Origin of the sequence: Streptomyces sp. ADMS, from assembly GCF_033441795.1 — a bacterium.
GTDB lineage: Bacteria > Actinomycetota > Actinomycetes > Streptomycetales > Streptomycetaceae > Streptomyces.
Genome location: NZ_JAVFVX010000011.1, coordinates 67,381 through 89,136, shown reverse-complemented (window position 1 = coordinate 89,136; position 21,756 = coordinate 67,381). Strand labels below are relative to the sequence as shown.

The following is a 21,756-nucleotide window of genomic DNA, read 5'->3' as shown; positions in this document are numbered from 1 at the left end:
CCCGTGGGGGGATGTGCGTGCGTGTGAAGAAGTGGCGCGAAGACGCCCAACCTGAGGCCCGTTCCGGCGCTCGGCCCGACGGGCCGGAAGCCGGGGCCCAGTGGCCCGAGGTCGCGGCGGAGGCGCAAGCGGTTTCCGGCGGCAGCGGAAGCGAGCTCGGGTATCCCGGGCCCGTGCCCAGGCAGAGAGACGCGGCCGCCCCGCCGCGGCCCGCGGAAAGCGGAATCTCTTTCGGCGTCCCTTACCAGCGTCCATGGGAGAACCCGGTCGAGGCCGGTCACACCCATGACCCGCACGAGGTGACCGTCCAGCTCGACGGAGTGGGCCGGCAGCTCGAAGAGTTCCTCGTGCGGCAGGCCAAGGACGGCCAGGACGCCGACGGGGTCGGCGACGGTCCCGTCTTCGTCGACGAGACCGGCCGCCGCAGCCGCAGATACCGCCGGATAGGCATCGCCGTCGGCATCTCCTGCGCGGTGTACGCCGTCGTCATCGTCGCCACCCTCCTGTCGGGCAACTCGAACGCGCCCTGGCTGCCCGTGCCGGGCCAGAAGGACGAGCAGCCGGCCGGTCAGGTCGAGACGACGCCGCTGCCCGCCGAGTCGGTGCAGCCGTCGGACTCGGCCGGGGTCACGCCGACCCCGGGGGCGCCGGTGAGCGCGGGAGTCACACCGTCGCAGGGCTCCGCCGCCGTCACACCGGGTTCCTCGCCCAGCGCCGCGACCCCGGGTCCGTCCGTCGAGCCCAGGCCCTCGGCCAGCGCCAGCAAGCCCGACACCGGGGTCACCACCCCCGACCCGGACCCCGAGCCGTCCGTGACGGTGTCCAGCTCGCCGGAGCCGAGCCCGTCGGAGACCGGCGGTTCCTCGCCCGAACCGTCGGAGTCACCGGCCACCGACGGCGGCACCGACACCGGCACGGTCGCCGACGGTACGAGCGAGCCGAATCCGATCGCCGAGAGTCCCGTCGACCCGAGTGCCACCGATTCCCCGTCCACCGGCGACCCGGTCTCCTCATCGGCTCCGGCCACCTCGACGGCCTAGGGGCTTCCCATGGCTCCTGGCCGACGCCGGCCCGCCCGTTCCGCCCGCTCCCCCCGTTCCGCCCGTTCCGCCCACAAGAACATCCTCAGGACGTCCACCGACTCTGCCGGCCCCGTTCTGGTCTCCTCGTCCCCGGAGAACAACCTCTGATGGCATCCCGCACCCGCCGCCACGGCGCCCGGAACGGCGCCGGTGGCACCGCCCGGCGCCGACGGCTGCCCATGCGCCTGCTGCTTCCCTCGCTCATCCTGGTCGCCCTGATGGCGATGCTGATGCTGCGCGGGTACGTGCACAGTGAAATCCTCGCCGACCACCGCATCCAGACCGAGGCCTCCGCCGACCGGGTGCCGAAGGAGATCCTGGAGGGCGGCCCGGTCATCGACACCAGAAGCGGCCGGACCGCCAGCCTGCAGATGCCCGACCACCGGCTCGTCCTCACGTTCGACGACGGTCCGGACCCCAAGTGGACCCCCAGGGTTCTGGACGTCCTCAGGAAGTACGACGCGCACGCGGTCTTCTTCGTCACCGGCACCATGGCCTCGCGCTACCCGGATCTCGTACAGCGCATGGTGGACGAGGGCCACGAGGTGGGGCTGCACACCTTCAACCACCCCGACCTCTCCTTCCAGTCGAAGGCCCGGATCGACTGGGAGCTGTCCCAGAACCAGCTGGCGCTCGCCGGGGCGGCGGGCATCCGTACGTCGCTGTTCCGGCCGCCGTACTCCTCCTTCGCCGACGCCATGGACAACAAGTCGTGGCCGGTCACGGAGTACATCGGCAGGCGCGGCTACATCACCGTCGTCAACAACACCGACAGCGAGGACTGGCGCAAGCCGGGCGTCGACGCGATCATCCGCCAGGCCACCCCCAAGGGCGGCAAGGGCGCGATCGTCCTCATGCACGACTCCGGCGGCGACCGCCACCAGACCGTCGAGGCCCTCGGCCGCTTCCTGCCCGACATGAAGAAGCAGGGATACGAGTTCCGCAACCTCACCGAGGCCCTCGACGCGCCCAGCGCGCACACGCCGGTCGCGGGTGTCGAACTGGCGAAGGGCAAGGCGTGGACCTTCCTGGTGCGGGCCTCCGACGGGATCACCGGCGTGCTGGTCGTCGGTCTCGCGATCATCGGCGTCCTCGTGTTCACCCGGTTCGGCCTGATGCTGCTGCTCTCCGCCATCCACGCCCGCCGCACCCGGCGCCCCGACTTCAGCTGGGGCCCGCCGATCACCGAACCGGTGTCGGTGCTCGTCCCGGCGTACAACGAGGCCAAGTGCATCGAGGCCACCGTGCGTTCGCTGATGCGGAGCGAGCATCCCATCGAGGTGATCGTCATCGACGACGGGTCGAGCGACGGCACGGCGCGCATCGTCGAGAACATGGGCCTGCCGAACGTACGCGTCGTGCGCCAGCTCAACGCGGGCAAGCCCGCCGCCCTCAACAGGGGCGTGGCGAACGCCCGGTACAACCTGATCGTGATGATGGACGGCGACACGGTCTTCGAGCCGGGCACCGTCCGTGAACTCGTCCAGCCCTTCGCCGACCCGCGCGTGGGCGCCGTCGCCGGCAACGCCAAGGTCGGCAACAAGGACTCCCTGATCGGCGCCTGGCAGCACATCGAGTACGTGATGGGCTTCAACCTGGACCGCCGTATGTACGACGTCCTGCGCTGCATGCCGACGATCCCGGGAGCGGTCGGCGCGTTCCGGCGCAGCGCCCTCAAGCGGGTCGGCGGGATGAGCGACGACACGCTCGCCGAGGACACGGACATCACGATGGCCCTGCATCGCGACGGCTGGCGGGTCGTGTACGCGGAGAACGCGCGCGCCTGGACCGAGGCCCCGGAATCCGTCCAGCAGCTGTGGTCCCAGCGCTACCGCTGGTCGTACGGCACCATGCAGGCGATCTGGAAGCACCGCCGCTCCGTCGTCGAACGGGGTCCGTCGGGCCGCTTCGGCCGCGTGGGCCTGCCCTTCGTGTCGCTGTTCATGGTGGTGGCGCCGCTCCTCGCCCCCCTGATCGACGTGTTCCTGCTCTACGGGCTGGTGTTCGGCCCGACCGAGAAGACCGTTTTCGCCTGGCTGGGCGTCCTCGCCATCCAGCTCATGTGCGCGGCCTACGCGTTCCGGCTCGACCGCGAGAAGATGAGCCACCTCATCTCGCTGCCGCTCCAGCAGATCCTCTACCGCCAGCTCATGTACGTCGTCCTGCTCCAGTCCTGGATCACCGCACTCACCGGCGGCCGCCTGCGCTGGCAGAAGCTGCGGCGCACCGGCGTCGTCGGCGCGGCGCCGGACGCCGTACCGGCCGCCCGGACGAGCGGCAGCGACGACAGGAGGCCCGTGGGATGACCCAGCGACATACGGCCGCCACGACGCCGGAAGACGCGACGGTCTCGCCGTCGTACGACGTCCCGCGCCAGCCGACAGCGGACGAGCCGCCCACCGCACCCCGGGCGCAGAAGCCGGGCCGCGACCGGTATCTCGACCTGCTCCGCAGCATCGCCCTGGTCCGGGTCGTGGTGTACCACCTGTTCGGCTGGGCGTGGCTGACCGTGCTGTTCCCGTCCATGGGCGTGATGTTCGCGCTGGCGGGCTCCCTGATGGCCCGTTCCCTGAACCGGCCGGCCCTCGGGGTGGTCCGGGGCCGGATCCGGCGCCTGCTGCCCCCGCTGTGGGCGTTCAGCGCCGTGGTGCTGGCGCTGATGTTCATCGGCGGCTGGAACCCGGCCAGGGATTCCGGCCACGGCGGCACCTGGGGCCTGGTCGAGCTGCTCAACTACGTCGTCCCGATCGGCGCCCCGCCCTTCCCGTGGAGCATCGGCTCCAAGTCGGGGGTGCTGGAGGACACCTGGGCGGTCCAGGCCGCGGGCCCGCTCTGGTACCTGCGGGCCTACCTGTGGTTCGTGATCGCCTCACCGCTGCTGCTGTGGGCGTACCGCCGGTTCCCGTGGCCGACGCTGCTCGCTCCTCTGGCCCTGACGGCGGTCGTCGGTACGGGAGTGGTCACCATCCCCGGCGAGACGGGCAACGCGGTGACCGACTTCGCGGTGTACGGCGGCTGCTGGGTGCTGGGCTTCGCCCACCACGAGGGCCTGCTGAAGCAGATCCCGCGCTATGTGTCCGTGTCCTGCGCGGCCCTGGTCATGGCCTTCGGTATCTGGTGGGCCTCGGGTCACAAGAGCCCCGACGGCTGGGACCTGAACGACATTCCGCTGGCCCAGGCGACCTGGTCGTTCGGGTTCGTGGTGATCCTGCTCCAGTACTCCCCTTCGTGGCAGGAACTCCCGGGACGCCTGGCGAGGTGGGACAAGCTGGTCACGCTCTCCAACAACCGAGCGGTCACGATCTATCTCTGGCACAACCTGCTGATCATGGCCACGATCCCGATCCTCGACCCCCTGTACGACGTCCCGTTCATGACCGAGGGGATGATGTCCGCGCTGGACGCGACGTACACGGTGTGGATGTTCGTTCTGGTCTGGCCCCTGATCGGCCTGATGATCCTGACGCTGGGCTGGATCGAGGACATCGCCGCGAAGCGGAGCCCACGGCTGTGGCCGAACGGGGCGAGGCGCGGGGGAGGGCGACGGAGAGGGTGAGACGACCGCTCACGACCGCTTGCGGGAGCCCGGGGCGGTCCGGCGGGCGAACGAGGTTCAGCTGAGGACGAGCAGGACGGCCGGCGCGATGAGCAGCGAGTCGATCCGGTCCAGCAGGCCGCCGGAGCCGGGTAGCCGGCGGCCTCGGCGGGTGCACCTGTCTTTTTCGCCTCGGGTACGCGTACTCGGGCGCGGCCTTCGCTCAGGAGAGGGGGACGGCCCGGCACCCTGGTGGGCGCCGGGCCGTTTTTCTGTCACGTCAGTCGTCGTTTTCCTCTTCCTCGGACAGGTCGACGGCGCCGAGCTTCGGGAGTACGTCGGTTGCCAGGCCGTACCTACGGATCCTCCCGTTCCCTGTGCTGGGGTCCGGTGGAGGACAGCGGGGCCGGGGCCTCAGGAGGGGCTCTCGGCCCCCTGGCCGTGCTCTGGCCGTGACCTCCGTCTGCGTAACCTCTCATCCCACCTCCTCGCGGGGTGAGAGCAAAGTTCCCTTCCGGTCACCCACAGCCACAGTGCGGAAACGCGCTCTGCCTACCTTCGGGACTCATCACCGCTCAGCACCACGAAAAGAACCACCCGAGCCCCGGACCACCGTGGAGGCGTCATGACAGCCCCTAGTACAGCCCCCGCCCCCGGCAGGGGAGGCCGCTGGATCGAGCACTGGGATCCCGAGAACGAGGCCTTCTGGAACGCGACCGGCGAGAAGATCGCCCGCCGCAACCTGTTCTTCTCCGTGCTCTCCGAGCACATCGGCTTCTCCATCTGGACAGTGTGGTCCGTGATGGTGCTGTTCATGGGACCGGAGTACGGGCTCACCCCGGCCGACAAGTTCTTCCTCGTGTCGATGGGCACGGCCGTCGGCGCCGTCGTCCGCGTCCCCTACACCTTCGCCGTCGCCCTCTTCGGTGGCCGGAACTGGACCATCGTCTCCGCGTCGCTGCTGCTCATCCCGACGATCGCGGCGTTCATCGTCATGGAGCCGGGGACGTCCTTCACCACGTTCCTCGTGTGCGCCATGCTCGCCGGCATCGGCGGCGGCAACTTCGCCTCCAGCATGACCAACATCAACGCCTTCTTCCCGCTCCGCAAGAAGGGCTGGGCCCTCGGGCTCAACGCCGGCGGCGGCAACATCGGCGTCCCGGTCGTGCAGCTCATCGGCCTCGCCGTCATCGGGGCGAGCGGCGGACCGCGGGTGCTCCTCGGGATCTACATCCCGTTCATCATCATCGCCACCGTCCTCGCCGCGCTCTACATGGACAACATCACGTCCCTGAAGAACGACACCGGCGCCGCCATGGACGCCGTCAAGGACGCGCACACCTGGATCATGTCCTTCCTCTACATCGGGACGTTCGGGTCGTTCATCGGCTACAGCTTCGCCTTCGGCCTGGTCCTGCAGACCCAGTTCGGCCGTACGCCGCTCCAGGCCGCGTACGTCACCTTCATCGGCCCGCTGCTGGGCTCGCTGATCCGGCCCGTGGGCGGCGCGCTGGCCGACCGCTTCGGCGGGGCGAAGATCACGCTGTGGAACTACGTCGGCATGGCCGCCGCCACCGGCGTCATCGTCGTCGCGTCCATGGAGAAGTCGCTGCCCCTGTTCACCACGGCCTTCATCGCCCTGTTCGTCCTCACCGGCCTCGGCAACGGCTCGACGTTCAAGATGATTCCCGGCATCTTCCACACCAAGGCTCTCGCCAAGGGGCTGGCGGGTGAGGAGGCCGCAGCGTACGGCCGTCGCCTGTCCGGCGCCTCCATGGGGCTCATCGGCGCGGTGGGCGCGCTCGGCGGCCTCGGCATCAACCTCGCCTTCCGCCAGTCCTTCCTGAGCGTCGGCTCCGGCACCGGTGCCTTCGTCGCCTTCCTCGCCTTCTACGGGGTCTGCTTCCTGGTCACCTGGGCCGTATACCTTCGCCGTCCGGCGGGCGCCCAGACCACGGAAACCACGGCCTCCGAGGCGAAGCCCCAGCTCAGCTACGCCGAGGTGTGACTTTCACCCAAAGCGGCTTAAGTAACACCAGCGACATGAATCCGATCCGAGCCTGTCACGCGCCGTTGACAGGCTCGTTCGGCACGCTAGTGCAGATGTGACTCGACTGCGGGACGAGAGCCATGTACGACGAACAGCAGCGACCAGAACAGGGCCCACCGGACCACGGCCCCCTCGCGGGGTTCACCGTGGGTGTCACGGCCGCGCGTCGGGCCGACGAACTCGGAACACTGCTCCAGCGACGGGGCGCAGCCGTCGTACACGCACCCGCTCTGCGGATCGTGCAGCTCGCCGACGACAGCGAACTGCTTGCCGCCACCAAGCAGCTGATCTCCCAGGCACCGGACATCGTCATCGCCACCACCGCCATCGGCTTCCGGGGCTGGATCGAGGCCGCCGACGGCTGGGGGCTCGGGGAGGACCTGATCGTCTGTCTCCGTGACGTCGAGCTGCTGGCGCGCGGCCCCAAGGTCAAGGGGGCCGTCCGGGCCGCCGGGCTCACGGAGGAGTGGTCACCGTCCTCCGAGTCCATGGCCGAGGTGCTCGACCGGCTCCTGGAGGAGGGCGTCGACGGACGCCGTATCGCCATCCAGCTGCACGGCGAGCCCCTGCCCGGCTTCGTCGAGTCGCTGCGTGCGGCGGGCGCCGAGGTCGTCGGTGTGCCCGTCTACCGGTGGATGCCGCCGGAGGACATCGGCCCCGTCGACCGGCTGCTCGACGCCACCGTCTCGCGCGGCCTGGACGCGCTCACCTTCACCAGCGCCCCCGCCGCCGCGTCCCTTCTCTCCCGGGCTGAGGAGCGGGGCCTGCTCCCGGAACTCCTCGCCGCCCTCCACCACGACGTCCTGCCCGCCTGCGTCGGCCCGGTCACCGCGCTGCCGCTCCAGGCCCACGGCGTCGACACCGTGTCGCCCGAACGCTTCCGGCTCGGCCCCCTCGTACAGCTCCTCTGCAAGGAACTCCCGGCCCGGGCGCGGGCGTTGCCCATCGCCGGGCACCGGGTCGAGATCCGCGGCCACGCCGTCCTCGTCGACGGCGCCCTGCGTCCCGTACCGCCCGCCGGGATGTCCCTGCTGCGGGCGCTGTCCCGGCGGCCGGGGTGGGTCGTCGCCCGCGCCGAACTGCTGCGCGCGCTGCCCGGCACCGGCCGCGACGAGCACGCCGTGGAGACGGCGATGGCCCGGCTGCGCACCGCTCTGGGGGCGCCCAAACTGATCCAGACGGTCGTCAAACGCGGCTATCGCCTCGCCCTGGACCCGGCGGCCGACGCCAAGTACTCCGACGCCTGAGCCCCCGCACTCCGTGCGTACGGCGGTGCGCCCGGCGATCCGTACGGGGCCGCCGGGGTCCGCGAGGCCGCCGTCGAGCGGGACGCTCGCCCGCGCGCAGGGGGGCTGTGCCGTATGCGGCTCCGCCGCGCGGGCGCGACCAGCCCCCTCCCGCTCACGACGAGCGCGGCCCACGCCCACCAGCGCACAGGGCGCGTCGCGCCCCGACAGGGGTGCGGGGAACCGCGCGACCGGCCCCCACCGGCGCGCGGGCGAATGATCCGCGTATCCCGCGGAGCGAGCCCGTACGAGGGGTTCCGGCCGCGAGAGCGGACAGGCACTGTAGAGGGAACGGTTCCCCCGACCCCTCACTGGCATCCCACCGGCATCTCGGCTGTCCCGTACGGTGGCGACTCCTAGGCGGTGACAGGCACATGGCATCGGAGACGACCGTGGCCACGGCCTCGTACGAGCTGCGTTTCGACGCCGGGCGGATCTGCCTGGACCTGCTGGCGACCACCCACCCCGACGAACGGCTCGGCGCCGTCGAACCGCTCCGCGCCTGGATCGCCGCATCCGGACTCGTCCCGGCGGGCACACCCCTGCGTCACGTTGACGCCTCCTGGGTCGCGCACTTCCGCGAAATGCGGGACCTGACCGGCCGGTTGACCGGCCAGTTGGTGCACAGTCCCCCGGCAGCCGACCTCCGCCCCCTGGACCACGCCCTCACCCGCCTCAACGAACTCGCCCGCCCCGCGCCCCCCGCCCCCCGCGCCGTCCGTGCCGAGGACGGCACTCTCGTACGGGAGCTGCACGCGCCGCCCGACTGCGCGGCCCTGCTCGGCGTGGTCGCCAGGGACGCCGTGGAACTGCTCACCGATCCCGTCGCGCGCGCGTGTCTGCGCCAGTGCGAGGGCGACAACTGCCCCGTCGTGTACCTCGACACGTCCCGGGGCAGACGGCGCAGATGGTGTTCGAGTGAAATCTGCGGCAACCGGGAACGGGTCGCGAGACATCGGCGGCGGGCCGCTCTGGCACGCGCGTAGACCGTCCGCGGATACCAGCCACAGATCGCCCATAGCGGTCCTGTCGGGCGGAATCGGGCCTGTCAACTCCCGCGGGTTGCAGTGACGTTGGTTACACGTGAGTTTCCGGCCGACGCGCTGCGGGCATCGCCCCGATCTTGCCAATGTGGCGGAAATGTAAAGCAGTTGCGGCGGGAATGTGCTCCCTTGTCCCTCACGTCACGTCCAGATAAGGAAAGTTGTGGTCGCGCGTTGAACATCCCGGAGCCCCCCTCCGTACCTCGGGGTGAGCGACCGACTGGGGGAACCCGGGACAGCGGAGGTGGGCGTGCGCAAGGATTCCGTCGTGGCCAATGAACGAGCACCGAGGGCCCGACATCGCATGTCCCAGCCCTCGGAACCCGACGAGGACTTGATGCGTGCGCTGTACCGAGAGCACGCAGGGCCTCTCCTCGCGTATGTCCTCAGGCTGGTCGCCGGAGACCGGCAACGAGCCGAGGACGTCGTGCAGGAGACACTGATCCGTGCCTGGAAGAACGCCGGTCAGCTCAATCGGGCAACCGGTTCGGTACGCCCCTGGCTGGTGACGGTCGCCCGGCGCATCGTCATCGACGGCCACCGCAGCCGGCAGGCCCGGCCGCAGGAGGTGGACCCGTCGCCGCTGGAGGTCATCCCCGCGGAGGACGAGATCGACAAGGCGTTGTGGCTGATGACGTTGTCGGACGCGCTGGACGACCTGACCCCGGCCCACCGGGAGGTCCTGGTCGAGACCTATTTCAAGGGGCGTACGGTGAACGAAGCGGCCGAGACGCTGGGCATACCCAGCGGAACGGTGCGCTCACGGGTGTTCTATGCCCTGCGTTCGATGAAGCTCGCACTGGAGGAGCGGGGGGTGACGGCATGAGCATTTACGGGGGGTTCGGAGCGGGTAGTCCTGGTTCCATGCGAGGAATGCAGGGTTCCCAAGGCCCGAACGAACACGAAACCGTAGGCGCCTACGCCCTCGGCATCCTCGACGACGCGGAGGCCACGGCCTTCGAGGCGCACCTCGCGGGCTGCGAATGGTGTGCCCAGCAGCTCGACGAGCTGGCCGGGATGGAACCGATGCTGGCCGCCCTCGCGGACCTGCCCGGTACCCAGGGATCTCCCGCCATCGGCGAGTCGCTGTCCGCCCGCCCGAGTCCGCAGCTCGCGACGCGGCTGGTCGACGAGGTCGCGGAACGGCGTGCGAGCAAGCGCCGGCGCAGCTTCTACATGGTGGCCGCCGCGGCGGCCCTCATCATCGGCGGCCCGGCCACGGTGTTCGCGACCACCGGCGGCGATACCAACAGCGTCGCCACTCCCTCGCCGACGGTGACGACAAAGGCCACCGGCTCCGCCAAGGATGCCTTCGGCCTCATGAGCGACCGGGTCTCCGCCACCGACCCCACCACCAAGGTCACCGCGACCGTGGCGATGGAGACGAAGGGCTGGGGCGTCGGCGCGGTGCTGGAGCTGGCCGGAGTCAAGGGTCCGCTGAAGTGCTCGCTCATCGTCGTCGGCAAGGACGGCACGCGCGAGACGATGTCCAACTGGTCCGTCCCGGAGGCGGGTTACGGCATCAAGGACGCCGCGACCGAAGTGGCCCGCAGCCCGCTCTACATCCATGGCGGCACGGCCTTCACTCCCGACGAGATCGACCACTTCGAAATCGTCACCTCCGCGGGCAAACAGCTCGTCGAGGTCGACGCCTGACCCCGCGCGCACCACTTCCGCGGTAGTCCCGCAGTAGTCCCACAGCCGCTCCGCGACCGCCCCAGGACGCCTCGTACGCATACTCGTACGGTGTCCTGGGGCGGACGCGTAGCCTCGCGGCCTCCCTTTCGCGTACGGTTGACGGCTGCCCAGCACGTCAGAAGGGGGCCCGGTGGCCGCTCAGGCTCAGCAGGAAACGGCGCTCGCACCGGTCGAGGACTCCTCAGCTCAGGACTCCGTCCGCGACCGCGAGATCAGCGTCGAACAGGTACACCTGGACCGGGTGTACCGGCGTCTTGAGGAGAAGATCAACGAGGCGGAATTCCTCATGCACGACGCGGCCAAGCGCGGCCAGGTCGGCACCCCAGGCGCGCTCGCCGAACGGGACGCCCAGGTGTTCCGCGCCGGCATCCACCTCAACAGGCTGAACAACGAGTTCGAGGACTTCCTCTTCGGCCGTATCGACCTGCTGCGGGGGATGGACGGCAAGAAGGGACCGGACGGCGCGTACACGTCCGTGGAGCCCGCGGAAGGAGCCGTACGCCCCGACAGCACCGCCGACATCGCGGAGACCCTCCACATCGGCCGTATCGGCGTCCTCGACGAGGACTACTCGCCCCTCGTCATCGACTGGCGCGCCCCGGCCGCCGCGCCCTTCTACCGCTCGACCCCGGTCGATCCGGGCCGGGTGGTCCGCCGCCGCGTCATCCGCTCCAAGGGCCGGCGTGTCCTCGGCGTCGAGGACGACCTGATGCGCCCCGAGCTGAAGGCGTCCCTGGACGGCCGCGAACTCGCGGTGATCGGCGACGGTGCCCTGATGGCCGCCCTCGGCCAGGCCCGCAGCCACACCATGCGGGACATCGTGTCGTCCATCCAGGCCGAGCAGGACCTGGTGATCCGCGCCCCCGCCGCCTCGGTGACGTACGTCGAGGGCGGCCCGGGCACCGGCAAGACGGCCGTCGCCCTGCACCGCGCCGCCTACCTCCTCTACCAGGACCGGCGCCGGTACTCGGGCGGCATCCTGATCGTCTCCCCGACACCCCTCCTGGTGGCGTACACGGAGGGCGTCCTGCCCTCCCTCGGGGAGGAGGGCCAGGTCGCCATCCGCGCCATCGGCTCCCTGGTCGACGGCGCCGAGGCCACCCTGTACGACTCCCCGGCCGTGGCCCGCGCCAAGGGGTCCTACCGCATGCTGAAGGTGCTGCGGAAGGCCGCGCGAGGTGCCCTGGAGCAGTTCGACTCGCCGACGGTGACCACCCGTCTGAGGGTCGTGGTCTTCGGCCGCCGTATCGAACTGGAGGCCCCCGAACTGGCCCGCATCCGCGAGTCGGTCCTCAGCGGCACCGCCCCCGTCAACCTGCTGCGCCCCCGCGCCCGCAGGCTCCTCCTGGACGCCCTGTGGGCCCGCTCGGGTGCGCAGGGCCGGCACACCGACCCGGAACTGGCCGCGGAACTGCGCTCCTCCTTCGACGAGGACGTCTCGACCGAGGACGACTTCATCGCGTTCCTGGACGCCTGGTGGCCGGAACTGACCCCCGCGTCGGTCCTCGCCGCCATGTCCGACGAACGCCGCCTCGGCCGCTGGGCCCGCCGCATCCTGAACCCGGGCGAGGTCCGCCGGGTCGCCCGCGCTCTCAAGCGCGACGGCCTCTCGGTCCACGACGTGGCCATGCTGGACGAGCTCAGCGCGATCCTCGGCACCCCGGCCCGCCCCCGCAAGAGACGCGAGGCGGACCCCCTGGACCAGCTCACCGGCCTTGAGGAGCTGATGCCGGTACGGGAGGAGTCGCAGCGCGAACGGGCCGAGCGGCTCGCCCAGGAGCGCACCGAGTACGCCCACGTCATCGTCGACGAGGCCCAGGACCTCACGCCGATGCAGTGGCGCATGGTCGGCCGCCGCGGCCGGCACGCCACCTGGACGGTCGTCGGCGACCCGGCCCAGTCCTCCTGGTCCGACCCCGACGAGGCCGCGGAGGCCCGCGACGAGGCTCTGGGCTCCCGCCCGCGCCGCCGCTTCACCCTCACCGTCAACTACCGCAACCCTGCCGAGATCGCGGACCTGGCGGCGAAAGTGCTGGCTCTGGCGATGCCGGGCTCCCAGTCCCCGAGGGCGGTCCGTTCGACGGGCGTCGAGCCGCGTTTCGTGGCGGCGAGGGGTTCGCTCGCCCAGTCCGTCAGGGAGGAGGCTGCCCGCCTCCTCGACCTCGTCGACGGCACGGTCGGCGTCGTGGTGGCGATGAACCGCCGCGACGAGGCGGCCCGCTGGCTGGCGGGCCTCGGCGACCGCGTGGTGGCCCTGGGCAGCCTGGAGGCCAAGGGCCTGGAGTACGACGCCACGGTGGTCGTCTCCCCGGCGGAGATCGCCGACGAGAGCCCGGCCGGCCTGCGCGTTCTGTACGTCGCCCTGACCCGCGCGACCCAGCAGCTCACGGTCGTCTCGGCGGACCGCGACGAGCCCGATGCGGGAGGTGTGCCGGACCTTCTCCGTGACTGAGGCAAAGACCGGGGCCGATGGGAATTGCCTTACGGGGATCGTTTGTTACCGTTGACGTTGGCACCGGCTCGATCCAAGCCCCCGGGCCCAACCTTCGTCGCTACGAGCGACCACTTGCCGCGAGGCGAGCATGGCGGGTCGGTGCCACTGACGTAGAAGTGCATGAAGAGGTCCACGCCGCGGAGCGGCGTGGACCTCTTTGTCCTGGCGAACGTACTGAGAACAAAACGTTCGCAATCGAGGCCCCGCTACCAGCTACTCCGCGGTAGGTGCGACGATCGGACGGCAAACCAAGCATCAGGGTGAAAGCAGAAGGAAGTCGGCCATGGCAACGGCGCCCAGCGTCTCCTACTCGATCACGGTCCGGTTGGAGGTGCCCGCGAGCGGAACCGCGGTCTCCCAGATCACCACCGCCGTGGAGTCCTCCGGAGGCTCGGTGACCGGCCTCGACGTCACCGCTTCCGGCCACGAACTGCTCCGGATCGACGTCACCATCGCGGCGACCTCGACCGCGCACGCCGACGAGATCGTCCAGAAGCTCCGCGGTATCGAGGGCGTCACCCTCGGCAAGGTCTCGGACCGTACGTTCCTCATGCACCTCGGCGGCAAGATCGAGATGCAGTCCAAGCACCCCATCCGCAACCGTGACGACCTCTCCATGATCTACACCCCGGGCGTGGCCCGCGTGTGCATGGCGATCGCCGAGAACCCCGAGGACGCGCGCCGCCTCACCATCAAGCGCAACACCGTCGCGGTCGTCACCGACGGCTCCGCGGTGCTCGGCCTCGGCAACATCGGCCCGATGGCCGCCATGCCGGTCATGGAGGGCAAGGCGGCCCTCTTCAAGCGCTTCGCCGACATCGACGCCTGGCCGCTGTGCCTGGACACCCAGGACACCGACGAGATCGTCGCGATCGTCAAGGCGATCGCCCCGGGCTTCGCCGGCATCAACCTCGAGGACATCTCGGCCCCCCGCTGCTTCGAGATCGAGGCCCGCCTCCGCGAGGCCCTCGACATCCCCGTCTTCCACGACGACCAGCACGGCACCGCGATCGTCGTCCTCGCCGCCCTCACCAACGCCCTGCGCGTCACGGGCAAGGCGATCGGCGACATCCGGGTCGTCATGTCGGGCGCCGGCGCGGCCGGCACGGCCATCCTCAAGCTGCTCATCGCCGCGGGCGTCAAGCACGCGGTCGTCGCCGACATCCAGGGTGTCGTCCACGCGGACCGCGCGGACCTCGTGAACGCGGCCCCGGACTCCCCGCTGCGCTGGATCGCGGACAACACCAACCTCGAAGGCCTCACCGGCACCCTCAAGGAGGCGGTGCGCGGCTCCGACGTCTTCATCGGCGTCTCGGCCCCCAACGTCATCGACGGCGATGACGTGGCCGCGATGGCGGACGGCGCGATCGTGTTCGCGCTCGCGAACCCCGACCCCGAGATCGACCCGGCGATCGCCCGCCAGACGGCCGCGGTCGTGGCCACCGGCCGCTCGGACTTCCCGAACCAGATCAACAACGTGCTGGTCTTCCCGGGCGTCTTCCGCGGTCTCCTGGACGCGCAGTCCCGCACGGTCAACACGGAGATGATGCTCGCGGCGGCCACCGCACTCGCGAACGTCGTCACCGAGGACGAGCTGAACCCGAACTACATCGTGCCGAGCGTCTTCAACGACAAGGTCGCCGGGGCGGTGGCCGGGGCGGTGCGGGATGCCGCGAAGGCGGCTGCCGCTGCCGAGTAGGCGGCCGGCGCCCGCCACATGGCGACGCGCGCCGTGATGTGACGGTTGCCACGGGCCCCCGTACCGGCGCGTCGGGGGCCCCCTGCCCCCGGGCGGCTCTAGGGTGGCGGCCAGACTCAGGCTGTCGGCCCCGGCCGTGACGCTTTCCGGGTGACTCCCAAGGGTGTTCGTATGACTCCTCAGGGGTGCCGGATTGGCTTTCCCGCCGCAGGTGGGGGCAGGATGCGTCTTCGGGCGCGAGGGTCCGGCGACGGACCCGGGTCCGGGGCCCCACCAAGGACCCTGGCAGCATCGGCTTCGCTGTGCCCACCATGCGGCTCCGCCGCGGGGCACGCTCAACAGCAAGAAGAACACGGGAGTAACAACATGAACCGCAGTGAGCTGGTGGCCGCGCTGGCCGACCGCGCCGAGGTGACGCGCAAGGACGCCGACGCCGTTCTGGCGGCGTTGGCCGAGACCGTCGGCGAGATCGTCGCCAAGGGCGACGAGAAGGTCACCATCCCCGGCTTCCTGACCTTCGAGCGCACCCACCGTGCCGCTCGCACCGCGCGCAACCCGCAGACCGGCGACCCGATCGACATCCCCGCCGGCTACAGCGTCAAGGTCTCCGCGGGCTCCAAGCTCAAGGAAGCGGCGAAGGGCAAGTAACTCGCCGCAAGGCTTGTAACAACGCCAATGGGGCGGCCACCCGGTCAGGGTGGCCGCCCCATCGCCGTACCCGGACGGGCTGTCCGAGCGCGTTGCCCGGCGGCCCGACCCTCGTGCCCCCGGATCCCGGCCGGGGCCGGTGCTGCTGTGGGGGCGGTCAGCCGAGCGCTTTGTCCGGTGGTTCGGCCTTCGTGTCCTGTTCGACGGGTTTCTTCGTGCTGTGTCCGTCCGGGGCCCCGGATCCCGGTCGGGGCCGGGCTGCTCTGGGGGTGTTGTGGGGTGGGGGCGGTCAGCCGAGCGCCTTGCCCGGCAGCTCCACCTTCGCGCCCAGCTCCACCAGCTTCTCCATGAAGTTCTCGTAGCCCCGGTTGATCAGGTCGATGCCGTGCACCCTGGAGGTGCCCTGGGCGGCCAGGGCCGCGATGAGGTACGAGAAGCCGCCCCGGAGGTCCGGGATGACCAGATCGGCGCCCTGGAGGCGCGTGGGGCCGGACACGACCGCCGAGTGGAGGAAGTTGCGCTGGCCGAAGCGGCAGTGGGAGCCGCCGAGGCACTCGCGGTAGAGCTGGATGTGCGCGCCCATCTGGTTGAGCGCGGAGGTGAAGCCGAGGCGGGACTCGTACACCGTCTCGTGGACGATCGAGAGGCCCGTGGCCTGCGTCAGGGCGACGACCAGCGGCTGCTGCCAGTCCGTCTGGAAGCCGGGGTGTACGTCCGTCTCCAGCGCGATCGACTTCAGCTGGCCGCCGGGGTGCCAGAAGCGGATGCCCTCGTCGTCGATCTCGAAGGCACCGCCGACCTTCCGGTAGGTGTTCAGGAACGTCATCATCGAGCGCTGCTGGGCGCCGCGGACATAGATGTTGCCCTCGGTCGCCAGCGCCGCCGACGCCCACGACGCGGCCTCCAGGCGGTCCGGGAGGGCCGCGTGGGTGTAGCCGCCGAGTTTGTCGACACCGGTGACGCGGATCGTGCGGTCGGTGTCCATGGCGATGATCGCGCCCATCTTCTGCAGTACGCAGATGAGGTCCTCGATCTCGGGCTCCACGGCCGCGTTGGACAGCTCCGTTACGCCTTCCGCCAGCACCGCCGTCAGCAGGACCTGCTCGGTCGCGCCCACGGACGGGTACGGCAGCTGGATCTTCGTACCGCGCAGCCGCTGCGGAGCCTCCAGGTACTGCCCGTCCGCCCGCTTCTCGATCGTCGCGCCGAACTGCCGCAGCACCTCGAAGTGGAAGTCGATCGGCCGGCCGCCGATGTCGCAGCCGCCGAGACCCGGGATGAACGCGTGCCCGAGGCGGTGCAGGAGAGGACCGCAGAGGAGAATCGGGATACGGCTCGACCCCGCGTGGGCGTCGATGTCGGCGACGTTGGCGCTCTCCACATGCGACGGGTCCATGATCAGCTCGCCGGGCTCCTCGCCCGGACGGACCGTCACCCCGTGCAGTTGGAGCAGCCCGCGCACGACACGGACGTCACGGATGTCGGGGACATTGCGCAGTCGACTTGGCGCACTGCCCAGCAGGGCGGCGACCATGGCCTTCGGTACGAGGTTCTTCGCACCGCGGACACGGATCTCGCCCTCCAGCGGGGTGCCGCCGTGGACAAGCAGTACGTCGTCTGTGCCGATGACCGTCATGTATCTCGCGTTCCGATGAGTTGGGCGGGGATGTTGGCGGGCCCGTCGTGCAGGACGCGGTCGTACGGGCACGCCCAGGAGCCGAAGGGCAAGGGTAATCGCCGCACACCCCCCTTCTGTAAGTCCAGGCACCGCCCAGCCGTGTCATAGCTTTGCCACAACACGAACCGTTCGCCGCCGGGCACGTGCGGTTACCGGGGCGGGCGCGCGCCCGCCCCGCTTCTCTGCGCCCTGAGCTGCGTTCACCCGGGTACCCCGATTGGCTCCCCGCACAGGGGGAAGATGCGAGATCATGTCTGGCATGACCGAGGTGTCCTCGCTCACAGGGCGGCTGCTCGTGGCAACGCCCGCCCTGGCGGACCCGAACTTCGACCGCGCGGTGGTGCTTCTTCTCGACCACGACGAGAAGGGCTCCCTCGGTGTCGTCCTCAACCGGCCGACCCCGGTGGGCGTCGGGGACATCCTGGAGGGCTGGGCGGAACTCGCCGGCGAACCGGGCGTCGTCTTCCAGGGCGGCCCGGTCTCCCTCGACTCGGCGCTCGGCATCGCGGTCATCCCCGGCGGCGGGGGGTCCGGCGAGCGCACACCTCTCGGCTGGCGGCGCGTGCACGGCGCGATCGGCGTCGTCGACCTGGAGGCGCCGCCCGAACTGCTGGCGAAGGCGCTCGGGTCGTTGCGGATCTTCGCCGGGTACGCGGGCTGGGGTCCGGGGCAGCTGCGGGACGAGTTGACGGACGGCGCCTGGTACGTCGTCGAGTCGGAGCCCGGCGACATCTCCTCCCCGGCCCCGGAACGGCTGTGGCGCGAGGTCCTCCGGCGCCAGCGCAGCGAGCTGGCGATGGTCGCCACATACCCGGACGACCCTTCGCTCAACTGACGGCTGTGACCTTCAGTACCCTTGGCGGTTATGAGCACTCTTGAGCCTGAGACCCAGCCCCAGCGCGGGACTGGTACGGGGACCCTCGTCGAACCGGCGCCACAGACCTCGCACGGCGACGGCGACCACGAGCGCTTCGCCCACTACGTCCAGAAGGACAAGATCATGGCGAGCGCCCTCGACGGGACTCCCGTCGTGGCGCTGTGCGGCAAGGTCTGGGTACCGGGCCGCGACCCGAAGAAGTACCCGGTGTGCCCCATGTGCAAGGAGATCTACGAGTCCATGGGCTCCGGCGGCGACGAGGGCAAGGGCGACGGCAAGAAGTAGGCCGCGCCGACTGGTTGTTCTGTTCTTGTAAAGGTCCCCCGGGTGCGTTTTGCGCGCCCTGGGGGCCTTTGTGCTGTCTGTCGTTGCACGGGGTGCGTCGGCCGGTCACAGAGTGGTGGAGACGTGACCAAGACCTCTTGTGGCCATGTCCATGTAGTCCATAACCTCCGAGGTGTTGTGCAGAGCAAAACGTTCATTGCATATGTTGCAACGCTTTCCGGAGGAAACGCCAGATGAAGCTCTCTGTCCGATCTGCCCGACTGGCCGCCTCCGTGGCCGCCCTGGCCCTCGCCGGGCTCACCGCCACCGCCTGTGCCCCCGAGACCTCGGACAACTCCTCCTCCGACAAGGACGAGCAGACCGGCACCCTGCGTGTGTGGCTCTTCCAGGAGGTCGGCAACACCCCGAAGGAGAAGGTCGTCGCGTCGGTCGTCGACGCCTTCGAGAAGACCCACAAGGGCGCCGACGTCAAGGTCGAGTACATCCCCGTCGAGACCCGCGCCCAGCGCATCAAGGCCGCCTTCAACGACCCGAAGAGCGCCCCCGACGTCATCGAGTACGGCAACACGGACACCGCCGGCTATGTCGCCGACGGCGGACTGCTCGACGTCAGCAAGGAGTTCGCGGCCTGGGACGAGGCGTCGGACACCGACCCGACCGCCCGCCAGTCCGTCACCGTCGACGGCAAGGTCTACGGCGCCCCCTTCTTCGTCGGCGTCCGCGCCCTGTACTACCGCACCGACGTCTTCAAGGAACTCGGCCTCGAAGTGCCGAAGACCATGCCCGAGTTGACCAGGACCGCCCACGAGATCCGTGCGGCCAAGCCCGACCTGTACGGGCTCGTGGTCGGCGGTGCCTTCACCTACGGCGCGATGCCCTTCGTCTGGGCCAACGGCGGCGAACTCGCCACGGGCCGGGGCGGTTCCTACGCCTCCGCCATCGACAGCACCGCCTCCCAGAAGGGCATCAAGGCCTACACCGACCTCTTCGGCGACGACAACTGCCCCGCCGCCAAGTGCGCGGGCATGGGCGGCAACGACACCATCACCGCCTTCGCCGCGGGCAAGGCCGGCATGGCGATCGGCGGCGACTTCAACCACGCGGCCGTCGAGGCCGGGAAGGTCAAGGGCGACTACGCGGTCGTACCGCTGCCGGGTGTCGAGGCGGGCTCGGTGGCACCGGCGTTCGCGGGCGGGAACAACCTCGGTGTGCTGAACAGCACCTCGCACCGCACGCTCGCCGTCGACCTCATGGAACAGCTCGCCTCGAAGCAGACGCAGACCGAACTCTTCGACGCCATGGGCTTCCTGCCGACGTTCGCCGACACGCGTGCCGTGGTCGCCAAGAAGCAGCCGTACGTCGCGCCCTTCGTGCAGACCCTCGCCGCGGGCACCAAGTTCGTGCCGGCGTCGCCCGCCTGGTCCCAGATCGACTCCTCGCTGGTCCTGCCGACGATGTTCCAGGAGATCGTCAGCGGCAAGAAGGACGTCGCGGCGGCCGCCACGGATGCGGCGAAGAAGATGGACGACGCCTTCAGCACCGTGGGCTGAGGCGATGACGGCACAGACAACTCGTGTGGACGCCCGGCCCGTGGCCCCCGTACCGAAGCGGACAAGGCGCCCCCGGCGGAAGTACGACAGGACCTGGACCCCCTGGCTCTACCTCGCCCCCGCCATCGTCGTCCTCGGCGGGCTGCTCCTCTACCCCATCTACCAGCTCGGCCTGATCTCGTTCTTCCAGTACACCCAGGCACAGGTCAGCGGTGGCAGGCCGGCCACCTTCGAGGGCTTCGCCAACTACCGGGAGATCTTCTCCGACCCGAAGTTCTGGCAGGTGCTGCTGGCGACGGTCGTCTTCGCGGCGGCCTGTGTGGTCTCCACGCTCTCCGTCGGCTGCGCCCTCGCCGTCCTGCTCACCCGCGTCCGCGCCCTGCCCCGCCTGGCGCTGATGCTGGCGGCGCTCGGCGCCTGGGCGACCCCCGCGGTCACCGGCTCCACGGTCTGGCTGCTCCTCTTCGACCCGGACTTCGGCCCGGTCAACCGGATGCTGGGCCTCGGCGACCACTCATGGACGTACGGCCGGCTCAGTGCCTTCTTCCTGGTGCTGCTCGAAGTGGTGTGGTGCTCCTTCCCGTTCGTGATGGTCACGGTGTACGCGGGCATCCGCGCCGTCCCGGCCGAGGTCCTGGAGGCGGCGGCCCTGGACGGCGCCTCCCAACTGCGCATCTGGCGCTCGGTACTGGCGCCGATGCTCCGCCCGATCCTGGTGGTCGTCACCATCCAGTCGGTCATCTGGGACTTCAAGGTCTTCACCCAGATCTATGTCATGACGAACGGGGGCGGCATCGCCGGCCAGAACCTCACCCTCAACGTCTACGCCTACCAACAGGCCTTCGCGTCCTCCCAGTACAGCCTCGGCTCGGCGATCGGGATCGTGATGCTGCTGATCCTGCTCGCCGTGACGCTCGTGTACCTGCGGCTGCTGCGCAGGCAGGGGGAGGAGCTGTGATGTCCGGCAACGTTGTCCAAGGTGGCCAAGGTGTCCGACGATTCGTACGGCGGCCCTGGCGGCTGGCCGCCGAGGTGTCGGCGCTGCTGATCGCGGCCGTCGTCGCCTTCCCCCTCTACTGGATGGTGCTCAGCGCCTTCAAACCGGCCGGCGAGATCGAGTCGACCGAGCCGCGCCCCTGGACACTGGCCCCTTCCCTGGACTCCTTCCGGCGTGTCTTCGGGCAGCAGGAATTCGGCCGGTACTTCCTCAACAGTCTTGTGGTCGCCTGCTCCGTGGTCCTCTTCTCGGCGCTGATCGCGTTTCTCGCGGCGACCGCGGTGACCCGATTCCGGTTCCGATTCCGGACCACCCTGCTGATCATGTTCCTGGTGGCCCAGATGGTGCCCGTGGAGGCGCTCACGATCCCGCTGTTCTTCCTCATGCGGGACTTCGGGCAACTGAACACGCTGGGTGCCCTGATCCTGCCGCACATCGCCTTCTCGCTGCCCTTCGCGATCTGGATGCTGCGGGGTTTCGTGAAGGCGGTTCCGGAGGCGCTGGAGGAGGCCGCGTACATCGACGGGGCGAGCCGGTCGCGATTTCTGTGGCAGATCCTTTTCCCGTTGGTCTTCCCTGGGCTGGTGGCCACGAGCGTGTTCTCCTTCATCTCGGCCTGGAACGACTTCCTGTTCGCCAAGTCGTTCATCATCAGTGACACCTCCCAGTCGACGCTGCCGATGGCCCTGCTGGTCTTCTACAAGCCCGACGATCCGGACTGGGGAGGCGTGATGGCCGCCTCCACGGTCATGACGATTCCGGTGCTGGTGTTCTTCGTACTCGTGCAGCGCCGACTGGTGTCGGGGCTCGGTGGAGCGGTTAAGGACTGACGTG

17 protein-coding genes are annotated in these 21,756 nt (G+C 70.0%); 16 read left to right on the top strand and 1 reads right to left on the bottom strand.

The features are described 5' to 3' along the window. Positions 1–173 precede the first annotated feature (173 nt). From RB628_RS07755 to RB628_RS07705, 11 genes are all read left to right on the top strand, one after another. The gene (locus RB628_RS07755) at positions 174–1,040 is read left to right on the top strand and encodes a hypothetical protein (RefSeq protein ID WP_318319547.1); all 867 of its coding nucleotides are present in this window, start codon (positions 174–176) and stop codon (positions 1,038–1,040) included. A 149-nt stretch (positions 1,041–1,189) separates the two neighbouring features. Next, positions 1,190–3,388, top strand: coding sequence for a polysaccharide deacetylase family protein (locus RB628_RS07750; protein ID WP_318319546.1), 2,199 nt, complete (start codon positions 1,190–1,192; stop codon positions 3,386–3,388). After that, positions 3,385–4,638 carry an acyltransferase gene (locus tag RB628_RS07745; protein ID WP_318319545.1) on the top strand — a complete coding sequence of 418 codons (1,254 nt, stop codon included), beginning with the start codon at positions 3,385–3,387 and terminating at the stop codon, positions 4,636–4,638. Before RB628_RS07750 ends, RB628_RS07745 begins: the two co-directional genes overlap by 4 nt. Before the next feature lie 604 nt (positions 4,639–5,242). Beyond that, a complete protein-coding gene (locus RB628_RS07740) occupies positions 5,243–6,625 on the top strand; it encodes a nitrate/nitrite transporter (protein ID WP_318319544.1) in 1,383 nt (460 codons plus the stop codon). 122 nt (positions 6,626–6,747) lie between these two features. Then, positions 6,748–7,914, top strand: coding sequence for a uroporphyrinogen-III synthase (locus RB628_RS07735; protein WP_318319543.1), 1,167 nt, complete (start codon positions 6,748–6,750; stop codon positions 7,912–7,914). A 413-nt stretch (positions 7,915–8,327) separates the two neighbouring features. Next, a complete protein-coding gene (locus tag RB628_RS07730) occupies positions 8,328–8,939 on the top strand; it encodes a CGNR zinc finger domain-containing protein (RefSeq protein WP_318319542.1) in 612 nt (203 codons plus the stop codon). 361 nt (positions 8,940–9,300) lie between these two features. Then, positions 9,301–9,822 (top strand): sigma-70 family RNA polymerase sigma factor, encoded by a 522-nt coding sequence (locus RB628_RS07725; protein WP_044471680.1) that lies wholly within the window; start codon positions 9,301–9,303, stop codon positions 9,820–9,822. Between the two features lie 47 nt (positions 9,823–9,869). Continuing rightward, positions 9,870–10,652, top strand: a complete 783-nt coding sequence (locus RB628_RS07720; RefSeq protein ID WP_318319541.1) for a zf-HC2 domain-containing protein — start codon at positions 9,870–9,872, stop codon at positions 10,650–10,652. Between the two features lie 172 nt (positions 10,653–10,824). Beyond that, the gene (locus RB628_RS07715) at positions 10,825–13,146 is read left to right on the top strand and encodes a HelD family protein (protein WP_318319540.1); all 2,322 of its coding nucleotides are present in this window, start codon (positions 10,825–10,827) and stop codon (positions 13,144–13,146) included. A 325-nt stretch (positions 13,147–13,471) separates the two neighbouring features. Further along, the gene (locus RB628_RS07710) at positions 13,472–14,887 is read left to right on the top strand and encodes an NAD-dependent malic enzyme (RefSeq protein WP_318319539.1); all 1,416 of its coding nucleotides are present in this window, start codon (positions 13,472–13,474) and stop codon (positions 14,885–14,887) included. A gap of 366 nt (positions 14,888–15,253) precedes the next feature. Then, the gene (locus tag RB628_RS07705) at positions 15,254–15,535 is read left to right on the top strand and encodes an HU family DNA-binding protein (protein ID WP_037692421.1); all 282 of its coding nucleotides are present in this window, start codon (positions 15,254–15,256) and stop codon (positions 15,533–15,535) included. A gap of 289 nt (positions 15,536–15,824) precedes the next feature. On the opposite strand, the gene murA is transcribed toward RB628_RS07705, so the two are convergent. Beyond that, on the bottom strand, positions 15,825–17,171 hold the full coding sequence (murA, locus tag RB628_RS07700; protein ID WP_318319538.1) for a UDP-N-acetylglucosamine 1-carboxyvinyltransferase: 1,347 nt from the start codon (positions 17,169–17,171) through the stop codon (positions 15,825–15,827). A gap of 301 nt (positions 17,172–17,472) precedes the next feature. Between murA and RB628_RS07695 the strand changes: the two genes are divergently transcribed. The 5 genes from RB628_RS07695 (at position 17,473) to RB628_RS07675 (ending at position 21,752) form a co-directional block, all read left to right on the top strand. Then, positions 17,473–18,048 (top strand): YqgE/AlgH family protein, encoded by a 576-nt coding sequence (locus RB628_RS07695; protein ID WP_318319537.1) that lies wholly within the window; start codon positions 17,473–17,475, stop codon positions 18,046–18,048. A gap of 30 nt (positions 18,049–18,078) precedes the next feature. Beyond that, positions 18,079–18,375: a DUF3039 domain-containing protein gene (locus RB628_RS07690; RefSeq protein ID WP_053741615.1), complete on the top strand. Its 297-nt coding sequence runs from the start codon at positions 18,079–18,081 to the stop codon at positions 18,373–18,375. Between the two features lie 233 nt (positions 18,376–18,608). Then, positions 18,609–19,925 (top strand): extracellular solute-binding protein, encoded by a 1,317-nt coding sequence (locus RB628_RS07685; RefSeq protein ID WP_318319536.1) that lies wholly within the window; start codon positions 18,609–18,611, stop codon positions 19,923–19,925. Positions 19,926–19,929: 4 nt separating this feature from the next. Then, the gene (locus RB628_RS07680; protein ID WP_318319535.1) at positions 19,930–20,883 is read left to right on the top strand and encodes a sugar ABC transporter permease; all 954 of its coding nucleotides are present in this window, start codon (positions 19,930–19,932) and stop codon (positions 20,881–20,883) included. Further along, positions 20,883–21,752, top strand: coding sequence for a carbohydrate ABC transporter permease (locus RB628_RS07675; RefSeq protein ID WP_318319534.1), 870 nt, complete (start codon positions 20,883–20,885; stop codon positions 21,750–21,752). The genes RB628_RS07680 and RB628_RS07675 overlap by 1 nt, the downstream gene beginning before the upstream one ends. Positions 21,753–21,756: the final 4 nt, after the last annotated feature.